The organism is Pantoea sp. B_9 (assembly GCF_008632015.1).
Classification (GTDB): Bacteria; Pseudomonadota; Gammaproteobacteria; order Enterobacterales; family Enterobacteriaceae; genus Pantoea; species Pantoea dispersa.
The window spans coordinates 451,313-466,272 of record NZ_VWVL01000004.1; the positions used below are offsets into that span (position 1 = coordinate 451,313).

Annotated in this window: 10 protein-coding genes; 5 read left to right on the plus strand and 5 right to left on the minus strand. The window is 56.9% G+C overall.

From position 1 onward, the window contains the following. Position 1 precedes the first annotated feature (1 nt). The 3 genes from aceE (at position 2) to lpdA (ending at position 6,174) form a co-directional block, all read left to right on the plus strand. Positions 2 to 2,668 (plus strand): pyruvate dehydrogenase (acetyl-transferring), homodimeric type, encoded by a 2,667-nt coding sequence (gene aceE / locus F3I21_RS15175; RefSeq protein WP_021507538.1) that lies wholly within the window; start codon positions 2 to 4, stop codon positions 2,666 to 2,668. Between the two features lie 14 nt (positions 2,669 to 2,682). After that, positions 2,683 to 4,575, plus strand: a complete 1,893-nt coding sequence (gene aceF, locus F3I21_RS15180) for a pyruvate dehydrogenase complex dihydrolipoyllysine-residue acetyltransferase (RefSeq protein WP_058770609.1) — start codon at positions 2,683 to 2,685, stop codon at positions 4,573 to 4,575. A gap of 174 nt (positions 4,576 to 4,749) precedes the next feature. Next, a complete protein-coding gene (lpdA, locus tag F3I21_RS15185; protein ID WP_021507536.1) occupies positions 4,750 to 6,174 on the plus strand; it encodes a dihydrolipoyl dehydrogenase in 1,425 nt (474 codons plus the stop codon). Positions 6,175 to 6,322: 148 nt separating this feature from the next. Here lpdA and F3I21_RS23625 read toward each other — a convergent pair whose 3' ends face one another. Then, entirely contained in the window at positions 6,323 to 6,469 is a 147-nt protein-coding gene (locus F3I21_RS23625; RefSeq protein WP_021314460.1) for a Hok/Gef family protein, read from the minus strand. Between the two features lie 766 nt (positions 6,470 to 7,235). Between F3I21_RS23625 and acnB the strand changes: the two genes are divergently transcribed. Beyond that, positions 7,236 to 9,833, plus strand: a complete 2,598-nt coding sequence (acnB, locus tag F3I21_RS15195; RefSeq protein ID WP_088516643.1) for a bifunctional aconitate hydratase 2/2-methylisocitrate dehydratase — start codon at positions 7,236 to 7,238, stop codon at positions 9,831 to 9,833. Between the two features lie 168 nt (positions 9,834 to 10,001). Beyond that, the gene (gene yacL, locus F3I21_RS15200; protein WP_031279698.1) at positions 10,002 to 10,364 is read left to right on the plus strand and encodes a protein YacL; all 363 of its coding nucleotides are present in this window, start codon (positions 10,002 to 10,004) and stop codon (positions 10,362 to 10,364) included. 39 nt (positions 10,365 to 10,403) lie between these two features. Here yacL and F3I21_RS15205 read toward each other — a convergent pair whose 3' ends face one another. The 4 genes from F3I21_RS15205 to F3I21_RS15220 form a co-directional block, all read right to left on the minus strand. Next, positions 10,404 to 11,723 (minus strand): MFS transporter, encoded by a 1,320-nt coding sequence (locus tag F3I21_RS15205; RefSeq protein WP_058780450.1) that lies wholly within the window; start codon positions 11,721 to 11,723, stop codon positions 10,404 to 10,406. Between the two features lie 41 nt (positions 11,724 to 11,764). Beyond that, positions 11,765 to 12,718 carry a phosphoglycerate dehydrogenase gene (locus F3I21_RS15210; RefSeq protein WP_150059256.1) on the minus strand — a complete coding sequence of 318 codons (954 nt, stop codon included), beginning with the start codon at positions 12,716 to 12,718 and terminating at the stop codon, positions 11,765 to 11,767. A 171-nt stretch (positions 12,719 to 12,889) separates the two neighbouring features. Continuing rightward, positions 12,890 to 13,774 (minus strand): dihydrodipicolinate synthase family protein, encoded by an 885-nt coding sequence (locus tag F3I21_RS15215; protein WP_127833687.1) that lies wholly within the window; start codon positions 13,772 to 13,774, stop codon positions 12,890 to 12,892. An 11-nt stretch (positions 13,775 to 13,785) separates the two neighbouring features. Next, positions 13,786 to 14,940, minus strand: a complete 1,155-nt coding sequence (locus F3I21_RS15220; RefSeq protein ID WP_058770605.1) for an iron-containing alcohol dehydrogenase — start codon at positions 14,938 to 14,940, stop codon at positions 13,786 to 13,788. Between the last annotated feature and the right edge of the window lie 20 nt (positions 14,941 to 14,960).

Sequence of the window (14,960 nt, forward strand, 5' to 3'; positions counted from 1 at the left end):
CATGTCAGAACGTTTACAGAATGACGTGGATCCGATCGAAACTCGTGACTGGCTACAGGCGATCGAATCGGTCATCCGTGAAGAAGGTGTTGAGCGCGCGCAGTATCTGATTGATCAGGTATTGAGTGCTGCACGCAAAGGCGGTGTGAAAGTGGCAGCGGGCGGCAATGCCGTCAGCAACTACATCAACTCCATTGCGGTCGAAGATGAGCCGGAATATCCGGGGAACACCTCTCTTGAACGTCGTATCCGTTCCGCAATCCGCTGGAACGCCATTATGTCGGTTCTGCGTGCGTCGAAGAAAGATCTGGAGCTGGGTGGTCACCTGTCGTCTTTCCAGTCTTCTGCCACCATTTATGAAGTGTGCTTCAACCACTTCTTCCGCGCGCGTAGCGAGCAGGATGGCGGCGATCTGGTCTATTTCCAGGGCCACATTTCTCCGGGCATCTACTCTCGTGCGTTCCTTGAAGGACGTCTGACTGAAGAGCAGATGAACAACTTCCGTCAGGAAGTCCACGGCAACGGTCTCTCTTCCTATCCGCATCCAAAACTGATGCCGGACTTCTGGCAGTTCCCGACCGTGTCGATGGGTCTCGGCCCACTGAACGCCATCTATCAGGCGAAGTTCCTGAAATATCTGGAACACCGCGGCCTGAAAGATACCTCTAAGCAGACCGTTTACGCCTTCCTTGGCGATGGCGAGATGGACGAACCAGAATCCAAAGGGGCGATCACCATCGCTACCCGTGAGAAGCTGGATAACCTGGTGTTCATCATCAACTGTAACCTGCAGCGCCTCGACGGTCCGGTCACCGGTAACGGTAAGATCATCAACGAGCTGGAAGGCATCTTTGCCGGTGCTGGCTGGAACGTGATCAAAGTGATCTGGGGCGGACGCTGGGACGAGCTGCTGAAGAAAGATACCAGCGGCAAGCTGATTCAGCTGATGAACGAAACCGTTGACGGCGACTATCAGACCTTCAAATCACGCGACGGTGCGTACGTGCGCGAGCACTTCTTCGGTAAATACCCGGAGACCGCAGCGCTGGTGAAAGACTGGTCAGACGAAGAGATCTTCGCCCTGAACCGTGGTGGTCACGATCCGAAGAAAATCTACGCGGCACTGAAGAAAGCGCAGGAGACCAAAGGTCAGCCAACGCTGATCCTGGCGCATACCATTAAAGGCTATGGTATGGGTGACACTGCGGAAGGTAAAAACATCGCGCACCAGGTTAAGAAGATGAACATGGATGGCGTTCGCTACATCCGCGATCGCTTCAACGTGCCAGTGGCTGACGACAAGATCGAACAGCTGCCGTATGTGACCTTCGAAAAAGGCTCAGAAGAGTACAACTACCTGCACGGCCAGCGCGAGAAGCTGGGTGGCTATCTGCCAACCCGTCAGGCTGAGTTCAGCGAAAAGCTGGAAATGCCGGCGCTGGAAGAGTTCAGTGCGCTGCTGGAAGAGCAGAGCAAAGAGATCTCTACCACCATCGCCTTCGTGCGTGCGCTCAACGTGATGCTGAAGAACAAGTCGATCAAAGATCGTCTGGTGCCGATCCTCGCAGACGAAGCGCGTACCTTTGGTATGGAAGGTCTGTTCCGTCAGATTGGTATTTACAGCCCGAACGGCCAGCAGTATACGCCGCAGGACCGTGAGCAGGTTGCGTACTATAAAGAAGACGAGAAAGGCCAGATTCTGCAGGAAGGGATCAACGAGCTCGGCGCAGGGTCTTCCTGGCTGGCGGCGGCGACCTCTTACAGCACCAACAACCTGCCGATGATTCCGTTCTACATCTATTATTCGATGTTTGGTTTCCAGCGCATCGGCGATCTGATGTGGCTGGCAGGCGACCAGCAGGCGCGCGGCTTCCTGGTGGGCGGCACGTCCGGTCGTACCACGCTGAACGGTGAAGGTCTGCAGCACGAAGATGGTCACAGCCACATTCAGTCGCTGACTATCCCGAACTGTATCTCTTACGATCCGTCTTACGCGTACGAAGTGGCAGTCATCATGCATGACGGTCTGGTACGTATGTACGGCGAAGCGCAGGAAAATATTTACTACTACATCACCACGCTGAATGAAAACTACCACATGCCTGCGATGCCGCAGGGTGCGGAAGAGGGTATCCGTAAGGGTATCTACAAGCTGGAGACGGTAGAAGGCAGCAAAGGCAAAGTGCAGCTGCTGGGCTCAGGTTCTATCCTGCGTCACGTGCGCGAAGCGGCACAGATCCTGGCGAAGGATTACGGCATCGGTTCTGACGTCTACAGCGTGACCTCGTTCACCGAGCTGGCACGCGACGGTCAGGATTGTGAGCGCTGGAACATGCTGCACCCAACGGAAACTCCACGCGTACCGTACATCGCTCAGGTGATGAACGACGCGCCGGCGGTGGCATCGACCGACTACATGAAGCTGTTCGCAGAGCAGGTTCGCAGCTACGTGCCAGCCAGCGATTATCGCGTGCTGGGTACCGATGGTTTCGGCCGTTCAGACAGCCGCGAAAACCTGCGTCACCACTTCGAAGTGGATGCGTCATACGTAGTGGTTGCAGCCCTGGGTGAACTGGCTAAGCGCGGCGAAATCGAGAAGAAAGTGGTGGCGGATGCGATCGCGAAATTCAACATCGATGCCGATAAAGTTAACCCGCGTCTGGCTTAAGAGGTAAGAGAGTAATGGCTATCGAAATTAACGTACCGGATATCGGGTCAGACGAAGTTGAAGTCACCGAGATTCTGGTCAAGGTGGGCGACAAGGTTGAAGCCGAACAGTCGCTGATCACCGTGGAAGGCGATAAAGCCTCGATGGAAGTACCTTCGCCGCAGGCTGGCGTGGTCAAAGAGATCAAAATCGCGACCGGTGACAAAGTGAATACCGGTTCACTGATCATGATTTTCGACGCCGAAGGTGCAGCTGCTGCGGCACCGGCCGCCGAAGAGAAACCAGCGGAAGCCGCACCTGCTGCGGCCGCCGCCAGCGAAGCGAAAGACGTTAACGTACCGGATATCGGCGGCGACGAAGTAGAAGTCACCGAAATTCTGGTTAAAGTGGGCGACAAAGTGGCGGCAGAGCAATCGCTGATCACCGTCGAAGGCGACAAAGCGTCCATGGAAGTGCCTGCACCGTTTGCCGGTGTGGTGAAAGAGATCAAAATCGCCACAGGCGACAAGGTGAACACCGGTTCACTGATCATGATCTTTGAAGCCGAAGGCGCGGCGCCAGCAGCGGCTGCCAAACCTGCCGTGAAAGAAGCGGCGGCCTCCGCGCCAGCCGCGGCTGCGGGTGCCAAAGACGTTAACGTCCCGGATATCGGCGGCGACGAAGTGGAAGTCACCGAAGTGCTGGTCAAAGTAGGCGATAAAGTTGAGGCTGAGCAGTCACTGATCGTGGTGGAAGGCGATAAAGCGTCAATGGAAGTTCCGGCGCCGTTTGCCGGTACGGTTAAAGCGCTGAAAGTGGCTACCGGCGATAAAGTCAGCACTGGTTCGCTTATCATGGTGTTCGAAGTAGAAGGCGCTGCGCCGGCTGCTGCGGCACCGGCAGCGAAACAGGAAGCCGCACCAGCTGCAGAAGCCAAACCGGCTGCTGCACCTGCGCCAGCAGCGGCGAAAGCCGATGCGAAGAGCGAATTTGCTGAAAACGATGCTTACGTGCACGCCACGCCGGTGATTCGTCGCCTGGCGCGCGAGTTCGGTGTTAACCTGGCGAAAGTCAAAGGCACCGGCCGTAAAGGTCGCATCCTCAAAGAGGACGTGCAGGCTTACGTGAAAGATGCGGTGAAACGCGCTGAAGCGGCACCGGCTGCGGCCGCAGGCGGCGGTATTCCGGGCATGCTGCCATGGCCGAAAGTGGACTTCAGCAAGTTTGGTGAAATCGAAGAAGTGGAACTGGGTCGTATCCAGAAAATCTCGGGCGCTAACCTGAGCCGTAACTGGGTAATGATTCCGCATGTGACCCACTTCGACAAAACCGATATCACCGATCTGGAAGCGTTCCGTAAGCAGCAGAATGCGGAAGCCGAGAAGCGCAAGCTGGATGTGAAGTTCACCCCGGTAGTGTTCATCATGAAAGCGGTCGCGGCGGCACTGGAGCAGATGCCACGCTTCAACAGCTCGCTGTCGGAAGATGGCCAGAAGCTGACGCTGAAAAAGTACATCAACATCGGTGTGGCGGTGGATACGCCAAACGGTCTGGTGGTTCCGGTGTTCAAAGACGTGAACAAGAAAGGCATCACTGAGCTGTCGCGTGAGCTGATGGCGACGTCGAAGAAAGCGCGTGATGGCAAACTGACCGCCAGCGATATGCAGGGCGGCTGCTTCACCATCTCCAGCCTTGGCGGCCTCGGCACCACGCACTTCGCGCCAATTGTTAACGCGCCGGAAGTGGCTATCCTCGGGGTGTCTAAATCGGCGATGGAGCCGGTGTGGAACGGCAAAGAGTTCGCTCCGCGCCTGATGATGCCGATTTCGCTGTCGTTCGACCACCGCGTCATCGACGGTGCGGATGGTGCGCGCTTCATCACCATCATTAACAATATGCTGTCTGATATTCGCCGTCTGGTGATGTGACGTTAATCAAGGCCGGCAAATGCCGGCCTTGTTGTAAGCATTCGGAGTTGCCGCGGTTGGCAGTTTGTTAACAATTCTGTAAACTCTCGCGGTGAAATGTCCCGGTGGAGATAGGGCATCAAGAGCCTGGGAAAGGGTCGCTTTTGACCGCCGGCAATCTAACAAGAGGTCATGATGAGTACAGAGATTAAAACTCAAGTCGTGGTACTTGGGGCAGGTCCTGCAGGTTACTCTGCAGCCTTCCGTTGCGCTGATTTAGGTCTGGAAACCGTACTGGTAGAGCGCTACAGCACCCTCGGCGGTGTCTGTCTGAACGTCGGCTGTATCCCGTCAAAAGCGCTGCTGCACGTGGCGAAAGTCATCGAAGAAGCTAAGGCTCTGGAAGAGCACGGTATCGTGTTTGGCCAGCCGCAGACTGACATCAACAAAATCCGTACCTGGAAAGAGAAAGTCATCACTCAGCTGACCGGTGGTCTGGCTGGCATGGCGAAAGGCCGCAAAGTGAAAGTGGTGAACGGTCTGGGTAAATTCACCGGCGCCAATACGCTGGTGGTAGAAGGGGAAGGTGGCGCAACCACCATCAACTTCGACAACGCCATTATCGCTGCCGGCTCGCGTCCAATCGAACTGCCCTTCATTCCACATAACGATCCGCGCGTGTGGGACTCTACCGATGCGCTGGAGCTGAAAGAAGTTCCGAAGCGTCTGCTGGTTATGGGCGGTGGCATCATCGGTCTGGAGATGGGTACCGTCTACCATGCGCTGGGTTCAGAGATCGACGTGGTCGAGATGTTTGACCAGGTGATCCCGGCCGCCGATAAAGATGTGGTGAAAGTGTTCACCAAGCGTATCAGCAAGAAATTCAACCTGATGCTGGAAACCAAAGTCACCGCGGTAGAAGCGAAAGACGACGGTATCTACGTATCCATGGAAGGTAAAAAAGCGCCGGCTGAACCACAGCGTTACGACGCAGTGTTGGTGGCGATTGGCCGTGTACCGAACGGTAAAGGTCTGGATGCTGGCAAAGCAGGCGTGGAAGTGGACGATCGCGGCTTTATCCGCGTCGACAAACAGATGCGCACCAACGTGCCACACATCTATGCTATCGGTGACATCGTCGGTCAGCCAATGCTGGCGCACAAAGGCGTACACGAAGGTCACGTGGCGGCAGAAGTCATTTCCGGTCTGAAGCACTACTTCGACCCGAAAGTGATCCCTTCTATCGCTTACACCGAGCCAGAAGTTGCCTGGGTGGGTCTGACCGAGAAAGAAGCCAAAGAGAAAGGCATCAGCTACGAAGTGTCCACCTTCCCGTGGGCGGCATCGGGCCGTGCTATCGCGTCTGACTGTGCAGACGGTATGACCAAACTGATCTTCGACAAAGAGACGCACCGTGTTATTGGTGGCGCGATTGTCGGTACCAACGGCGGCGAGCTGCTGGGTGAAATCGGTCTGGCTATCGAGATGGGTTGTGATGCCGAAGATATCGCGCTGACCATCCACGCGCACCCAACCCTGCACGAATCGGTTGGCCTGGCGGCGGAAGTGTTTGAAGGTAGCATTACTGACCTGCCAAATCCGAAAGCGAAAAAGAAATAATTTCGCCTGAGGCTTAGGTTAATTAACGGCTCCTGTAAGGAGCCGTTTTTTTATTAATCGAAAACGTAAGTTGAATAGATAAAAGCGGGCGCAGGAGCAACACGTTAACGATGCCGGAATAGCGGAGGAGACCCTCCGCTATTGAAGTTTACTGTTGTGCTTCGTAAGCCATGACAGCCGATAATTCAGCCGCGAATATCCGCAATCGTAATTCACACAGTGAACTGCGATTTGCCAGGCATAAACCTAACAGGATGAGCCCGCTGATAATCAGCGTGCTGAATTTCACCTTCATAATCACTTACTCCTTGCATTAGCACGAGCAAGCCATTACCCTGACACTGTCTGGGTGTAGGGTAGTGGCTCACCCGTGCGGTTAATGAAAATTAATCGCACGGTTCACCTTCCACCATCCACCTCAATTTCTTTTGCAGATCTTAAGGCAGATAGCCTCAAGCGCCCGCAGGCAGTCTACGCTATTTATTTATCATTTCCTCTTTTATTTTTCTATCTCTTTTTTAAATCGCAGTTATTTTTTAAGGGTGTATTTTAATTGAGTGACTAAGTTTAAAGGTTAATTTAAACCGGCACTGCGTTGATAATTAATTAAATACGCGCAAGGCATCACGTTCAATATTTATCAGGTGATGTGGTATTAATTTTTCCTCAGGAAAACGTGTGCGGGAAGCTGAAGGGTAGCCGTTTAGTGCAAGCGCATTAGCACATAACCAAAAGTGAATGAACCGGCCTGAAAGGGGATTGCAGGTTATGGATTCGCTGTGTGAGGGCCGGATGCAACAAATTACGCGCTAAAACCTGGCTCCACTGGCTACCGGCACAGGCGCGAACAGGCACTACCAGAGCCGCTCTGGCTTCTCTTCTGGCGCAAAGCGCAGACAAATCTGCTAAATAACGCGCGGATGTTGCTTTTTTGTAAACGGATTAACAATCAGCCGAAATCCTGCTATGCTGGCCGACGCAGAACCGGGCACCTCACCCTACTGTTTGACAGCATCAACAGGTGCACCGGAAAGCTATACAATGAGAGCGAGGAGAACGTCGTGCTAGAAGAATACCGTAAGCACGTTGCCGAGCGTGCTGCCCAGGGAATCGTACCTAAGCCGTTAGATGCTTCCCAGATGGCCGCGCTGGTTGAACTGCTGAAAAACCCGCCAGCGGGTGAAGAAGAATTCCTGACTGACCTGCTGGTCAACCGTGTCCCGCCGGGTGTTGATGAAGCGGCGTATGTAAAAGCCGGATTCCTGGCAGCTATCGCAAAGGGCGAAGCCCACTCTCCTCTGGTCACTCGTGAAAAAGCAGTCGAACTGCTGGGCACCATGCAGGGCGGCTACAACATCCATGCGCTGATCGAGGCGCTTGACGATGAGGCTCTGGCACCGATTGCCGCTGAAGCACTGTCCCACACGCTGCTGATGTTCGATAACTTCTACGACGTCGAAGAGAAAGCCAAAGCGGGTAATCCCCACGCGAAGAAAATCCTCCAGTCCTGGGCTGATGCAGAATGGTTCCTCAAGCGTCCTAAGCTGGCAGAAAAAATCACCACCACCGTGTTCAAAGTGACCGGCGAAACCAACACCGACGACCTCTCTCCGGCGCCGGATGCATGGTCACGTCCGGATATTCCACTGCACGCGCTGGCGATGCTGAAAAACCCACGTGACGGCATCGAACCCGACGATGTTGGCAACGTTGGCCCGATCAAACAGATTGAAGCTCTGCAGCAGAAAGGCTTCCCGCTGACCTACGTCGGTGACGTGGTTGGTACCGGTTCTTCACGTAAGTCCGCGACCAACTCAGTGCTGTGGTTCATGGGTGACGACATTCCGTATGTGCCGAACAAAAAAGGCGGCGGTCTGTGCCTCGGCGGTAAAATCGCGCCGATCTTCTTCAACACCATGGAAGATGCCGGCGCGCTGCCGATCGAACTCGACGTTGAGCGCCTGAACATGGGCGATGTGATTGACGTTTACCCTTACAAGGGTGAAGTACGCAATCACGAGACCAATGAACTGCTGGCGACCTTTGCGCTGAAAACTGACGTGCTGCTGGATGAAGTGCGCGCCGGTGGCCGTATTCCGCTGATTATCGGTCGCGGCCTGACCACCAAAGCGCGTGAGTCGCTGGGTCTGCCGCACAGCGATGTGTTCACCAAAGCCAAAGATGTGGCTGAAAGCAACCGTGGTTACTCGCTGGCGCAGAAAATGGTGGGCCGCGCCTGTGGCGTGGCAGGGATTCGTCCTGGCGCCTACTGTGAACCGAAAATGACCTCGGTCGGCTCTCAGGACACCACCGGTCCAATGACCCGTGATGAACTGAAAGATCTGGCGTGTCTGGGCTTCTCCTCCGATCTGGTGATGCAGTCCTTCTGTCACACTGCCGCTTATCCGAAGCCGGTCGATGTCACCACACACCACACGCTGCCGGACTTCATCATGAACCGTGGCGGTGTCTCGCTGCGTCCGGGCGATGGCGTGATTCACAGCTGGCTGAACCGTATGCTGCTGCCGGATACCGTCGGCACTGGCGGTGACTCACACACCCGCTTCCCGATTGGCATCTCGTTCCCGGCCGGTTCTGGTCTGGTGGCGTTTGCCGCAGCGACGGGCGTAATGCCTCTGGATATGCCGGAGTCAGTGCTGGTGCGCTTCAAAGGCGAAATGCAGCCGGGCATCACGCTGCGCGATCTGGTGCACGCGATTCCGCTGTACGCCATCAAGCAGGGCCTGCTGACCGTTGAGAAGAAAGGCAAGAAAAACATCTTCTCCGGTCGCGTGCTGGAAATCGAAGGTCTGCCGAAGCTGAAAGTTGAGCAGGCATTTGAGCTGACCGATGCCTCGGCCGAGCGTTCTGCGGCGGGTTGTACCATCAAGCTGGATAAAGAGCCGATCATCGAGTATCTGAACTCCAACATCGTACTGCTGAAGTGGATGATCTCCGAAGGCTACGGCGACCGTCGTACGCTGGAGCGCCGTATTCAGGGCATGGAAAAATGGCTGGCCGATCCGCAACTGCTGGAAGCCGATGCCGATGCGGAATACGCAGCGGTAATCGAAATCGATCTGGCGGAAATCAAAGAGCCCATCCTGTGTGCGCCGAACGATCCGGACGACGCGCGCTGGCTGTCTGACGTGCAGGGTGAGAAGATCGACGAAGTGTTCATCGGTTCGTGCATGACCAACATTGGTCACTTCCGTGCGGCAGGTAAACTGCTGGACGCGCACAAAGGCCAGCTGCCGACCCGCCTGTGGGTAGCGCCGCCAACCAAGATGGATGCCGCGCAGCTGACAGAAGAGGGCTACTACAGCGTCTTTGGTAAGAGCGGTGCGCGTATCGAGATTCCGGGCTGTTCACTGTGCATGGGTAACCAGGCGCGCGTGAAAGACGGCGCGACGGTGGTTTCCACCTCGACCCGTAACTTCCCGAACCGCCTGGGTACCGGTGCCAATGTGTTCCTGGCATCAGCCGAGCTGGCCGCGGTCGCTTCCCTGCTGGGTAAACTGCCTACGCCGGACGAGTATCAGCAGTTTATGGTGCAGGTGGATAAAACCGCTGCCGACACCTACCGCTATCTGAACTTCGATCAGCTGGGCCAGTACACCGAAAAAGCGGACGGAGTGATTTTCCAGACCGCGGTGTAAAATACGCCTGCCAGTGAAAAAGGGACGAGCGCATCGTCCCTTTTTTTATGCGCTTTTTTCCCTCGCCGTCTCCAGGCATAATGCGAGCGCGATCCCACTTTCTTGCGCGCGCTGCGCACAAAATGCACGAAAGCGTGCCGTCTGGCGCGCCACTGGTATGAGGCCAACATGGAATATGAATTTCTGCGTGACGTGACCGGTCAGGTCCGGGTGCGCATGTCGATGGACCACGAAGCGGTGGGGCACTGGTTCAATGAAGAGGTGAAAGAGAACTTTGCGCTGCTGGATGAAGTCGAAGCCGCGGTGCGTGCAGTCAAAGGCACGCAGCAGCAGTGGCAGCGCGTCGGGCACGAATATACGCTGTGGCTGGATGAGGAAGAGGTGATGATCCGCGCCAATCAGCTGGCGTTAGAGGATGACGGCCTGGAAGAGGGCATGACTTATTACGATGAGGAGAGCCTGTCGTTCTGCGGCGTGGAGGATTTTCTTGCGGTGATTGCTGCTTATCGCCGGTTTATGGCCGGCCGTTAACGGGCGCCCGCAGCCGGGGCGCCACTGCCGTTACGCTGGTTACACGCCGTTAATGGCGGAACGGGCGTGGGATAAAGGTTCCTCATCCACAATCGGTTCGACCTTGCCGAGCAGGAACAGGTAGTTAAGGATTCCGATCACTACCAGCACCGCCGAGAACACCAGCGCCCAGGTAAAGTGGCCGGTGGCACCGACGATAGCGCCGGTAATGATTGGTCCGACCGCGCCGCCCATATTGGAGACGGTATTCTGCAGCCCGGCAACAATTGACACGCTGTTGGTGGGCGCAACATCGCCCGGCAGCGCCCACACCTGAGAGGCCGCGACGGTGGTGCCGGACTTAGCAATACATAGCAGCAGTACCGTCATGAACACGGAATCGGTGAACGGCGCGAACCCGATGCACAGCGCCATCAGCAGGCCAATCGTCAGAAACAGCTTGCGCGTGGCGGTCAGCGACAGCACTTTTTTGTGCACCATACGGTCCGACGCCCAGCCCGCCAGCACCTCAATCACCATACCGCAGATCAGCGGCAGCGCCGCCACCATGCCCATTTTCAGGAAATCCATCCCTTTGTCTTTCACCAGGTAGGTTGGCAGCCAGGTGATAAAGAAGTAGGAGGTGTAATTGATGGTGAAGAAGCCAATACACATCGCCCAGATGTTGCGGTAGCGCAGCAGCTTGTACCACTTCATCGGCCGCACGTTCTTATCGCCGTGCTTCTGCGCCTGGCCATCGCGGATCAGGCGCACTTCATCGGTGCTAATCGCTTTGTGGTCTTCCGGGTTCTCGGCATAAATGAAGTACCAGGCGATGACCCAGATCAGCCCGACGGCACCAATCGCCAGAAAGGTCAGACGCCAGTCGAACAGCGCGATCATAAAGACGATCAGCGGCATGGCGACGGCCCCGCCAAATTTTGATGCGCTGTCGAACAGGCCGGAGACGGTGGCGCGCTCGCGATCCGGGAACCAGCGCGCGGTAATACCGGCGTTGCTGGGATAAGCCGCTGCTTCACCCACGCCGAGCGCCAGACGCAGCGCCAGCAGCGATTTAAAGCCGGTGGCGAGCCCCATTGCCATGGTGGCGATCGACCACCAGCCGACAGCGATGCCGAGGCCTTTTTTCTGGCCGAAGCGGTCGGCAAACCAGCCTGCCGGGATCTGCAACAGCGCATAAGACCAGAAAAACGCCGCCATGATAAAGCCCATCATCTCCGGATTGATGTCGAGCTCGGTGATCAGGTGCGGTGCGGCGGCAGAGAGTACGGTACGATCAATATAGTTAATGGCAATGGCCAGCCACATCAGGCCAGCGATCCACCATCTGATGCGTGTTGAGCGTGCGGTGTTGGTCATAATCATTATCCACGCGAAAAGGGTGACAGAGGAGGGCGGCGTCAGGCCAGCCCGTTCATGACATTCATCGGGCGTTCGCCCTGTTTTATACACTGGACAATCTGTGTCACGCAGCGTTCGCCGATGGCGCTGATGGCACCGTCGGTATAACCGGCAAGGTGCGCCGTGGGGATAAAGTTGCTCAGGGTGAACAGCGGATGCTGCGCCAGCGGCTCCTGCACAAAGACATCCGCCGCCGCACCGGCAATCACGTTATCCTGCAATACCTGGTAGAGATCCTGCTCATTCACCACGCCACCGCGTGACGCGTTGATGAGAAACGCGCTCTTCTTCATGCGCTTCAGGCGCGCAGCGTCGAACAGGTTTTTTGTCTGGTCGGTGAGCGGCATATGTAAGGTGATGAAGTCGCTGTGCTCCGTCAGCTGATCGAGGCTGACAAACGTCACGCCGTGTTCGGCGGCGAAGGCGTCATCGGGGTAAAAATCGAAGGCGAGGATGCGCATATTGAAGCCTTTAGCGCGCAGTGCCACCTGCTTTCCTATATTGCCCAGGCCGATGATGCCGAGCGTTTTGCCGTAGACGTCGGTGGCAAAAATGCGTGGCCAGTGGCCGGCGCGGGTCTCTATTGCGGCGGTGGTGATCTGGCGCGCACTATTGAGAATCAGCGCAAAGGCGAAATCGGCAACCGCGTGTTTGTTCGCGTCCGGCACGTTCGTCACGTAAATACCGCGCGCACGCGTCGCGTCGAGATCGATGTTATCGACGCCCACGCCGTGCTTGCAGACAATTTTCAGCTGCGGTGCCAGCGACAGCAGCGCATCGTTGACCTCGGTAAAGGCCACGATCAGGGCGACGGTGTCGGCGAGATGCGGCGCCAGCGCGCTGAGTGGCGCGTCGGCGGGCAGCGTAATCAGCTCAAAGCCCTGCTGGCGCAGTGTGTCGATCGGCGCGGCGTCGTAGCGGGCGAACGAAGGTGAAGTACAGATGACTTTCATAGCAAATGCGTCCCGGTGTTAATAACAGCAGCCATCGCTGCCTGAATCCGCCCCGCCACCGTCAGATTAACCCTAACCCTGATGGCGGCAGGGGGTAGCGGCGCCTGTATTGCGCGATGAATCGCGCCGCTACCACAGCTGCGTGCGGTAAGTGCTTTGAATTTCCTGGCTTTACTGCAAATACTGATTCACGATCTGGCGGATCTTCTGCTCTTCCTCCGCAGAGAAGCGCACCGCATAGCGGCTGTCGCCAACCTCATAGCCGAGCAGCGCCACGGCTTTTTTCACCGCCGCCGGGGAAAAACCAATGCTGTAGAGATCGGTACGCAGGCCGGTGACGTTCTCCTGAGCGGCGCGCGATCCGGCGATGTCACCGGCATGGAAGCGCGCCCAGATGGCGTTAATCTCTTTCGGTGCCACGTTAGCCAGCCCGGAAATACAGGCGGAGCAGCCATCGACGAAGCCCTGATGAATCAGTGAATCCGGCCCGTTCAGTACATTGAAATGCGCAATACCTGCCGCTGCCTGCAGAAAGCCGCTCAGGCTTTCGTAGCTGCCGGCACTGTCTTTGATGCCAATGATGTTGGGATGCGCTGCCAGCGTGCGCACGGTTTCCGGCTGCAGCGTATTACCGGTGCGCGCCGGAATGTTGTAGAGAAACAGCGGGACGTCGAGGGCGTCGGCCACGGCACGGTAGTGATCAATCAGCTCTTCCTGTTTAAGCGGGACAAAGTAAGGGGTGATCACCGAGACGGCATCCACACCCAGCTTTGCTACCTGCCTGCCCAGCCGGATAGTCTCACGCGTCGAGATCTCGCCAATGTGCGCTACCACCGGTGCGCTGCCGTTTACTTCGTCGACGCAGGTCTCGGTCACCGCCAGCTTCTCCTGCTCGTTCAGCACGAAAAACTCCCCGTTGGTGCCGCCGCAGAAAATACCGTTACCGGCGCTCAGCTGACGCCGAATCTGTTCACGCTGCGCGGCAGGATTGTAGGCTCCGTCGCGATCAAAAGTGGTGACGATGGCGGTCAGTACGCCCTGAATGGTGTTGCTCATGATTCCCCCGCTCATGCTGAGTGATTTAACGCCGGAAACAGCGTCAGGTAGACGTTGCGCACATCGTCGGCGCTGACTTTCATCGGTACATTCTTCATCAGGCGCTGCACGTCCAGCGCGGCTTCGACCAGATACGGCAGATGATCCGGCCCGATACCCAGCGCTTCCAGGCTGGCCGGCAGTTTAAGGCGCTGCACCAGCGCGGCGAAATAGGCCACCAGTGCGTGCGATTTGGCCTCTTCATCCAGTGCGCTATCGGCATCCGGCAGCAGATCGTAGGCCTGCGCGAACTTGCTCACCGCCGCCGGACGCACAAACTGCATGCACGGCGCCAGCAGAATGGCGTTGGCCACGCCGTGCGGCAGATGATACTTGCCGCCCAGCGGATAGGACATGGCGTGCACCAGGTGCGTCCCGGCATGGGCGATCGCCGCTCCGCCGTAGTAGGACGCCCACAACATATTCAGCCGTGCTTCCAGGTTGTCCGGTTCGGCAAGGGTCTTTTCGAGGCTGGCGAACAGCTTTTTCATGCCGATCAGCGCATAGTTATCACTCACCGGATTGGCCACGGTGGCGGTGAAGCACTCAATCAGGTGGCACAGCGCATCAATTCCGGTCGACGAGGCGATGTGCGCCGGCATGCTGGTGGTCAGTTCCGGAATCAGCGCCACGTAGTCCGGCAGCATCACCGGCGAAATAATACCGACTTTGGTCTCTTTCTCCGGGATGGCAAGGATGGCGTTGGGCGTGGCTTCCGAGCCGGTGCCGGCCGTGGTTGGGATCAGTAAAGAAGCGGTACGCGTGTGCGGCTTCTCACCGGCCAGCAGCGCCGTCAGGGTTGGCGCATCGGCCACGCATAGCACGGACAGCAGCTTCGCCACATCCAGCACGCTGCCGCCGCCAATGCCTATCACCAGATCGACGTCGCCGTGCGGCAGCGCCGCAACAATCGCCGCCACATCATGCTGGCTCGGCTCGGGCGGCACCGTATCAACCAGGCTCAGGCTGGCGATCTGCTGCTGCAGCCGGGCGATAAGCGCCTGCACCGCCGGAATACCCAGAATGTTTTTATCTGTGACCAGCAACGCCTTCTGCTTATCCTGCAGTAAATAGCTGAGATCGTTCAGAGCCTGATAGCCACTGATCACGGTGCTGTTGATATTCATGTCATGCCCTTATAACGGTT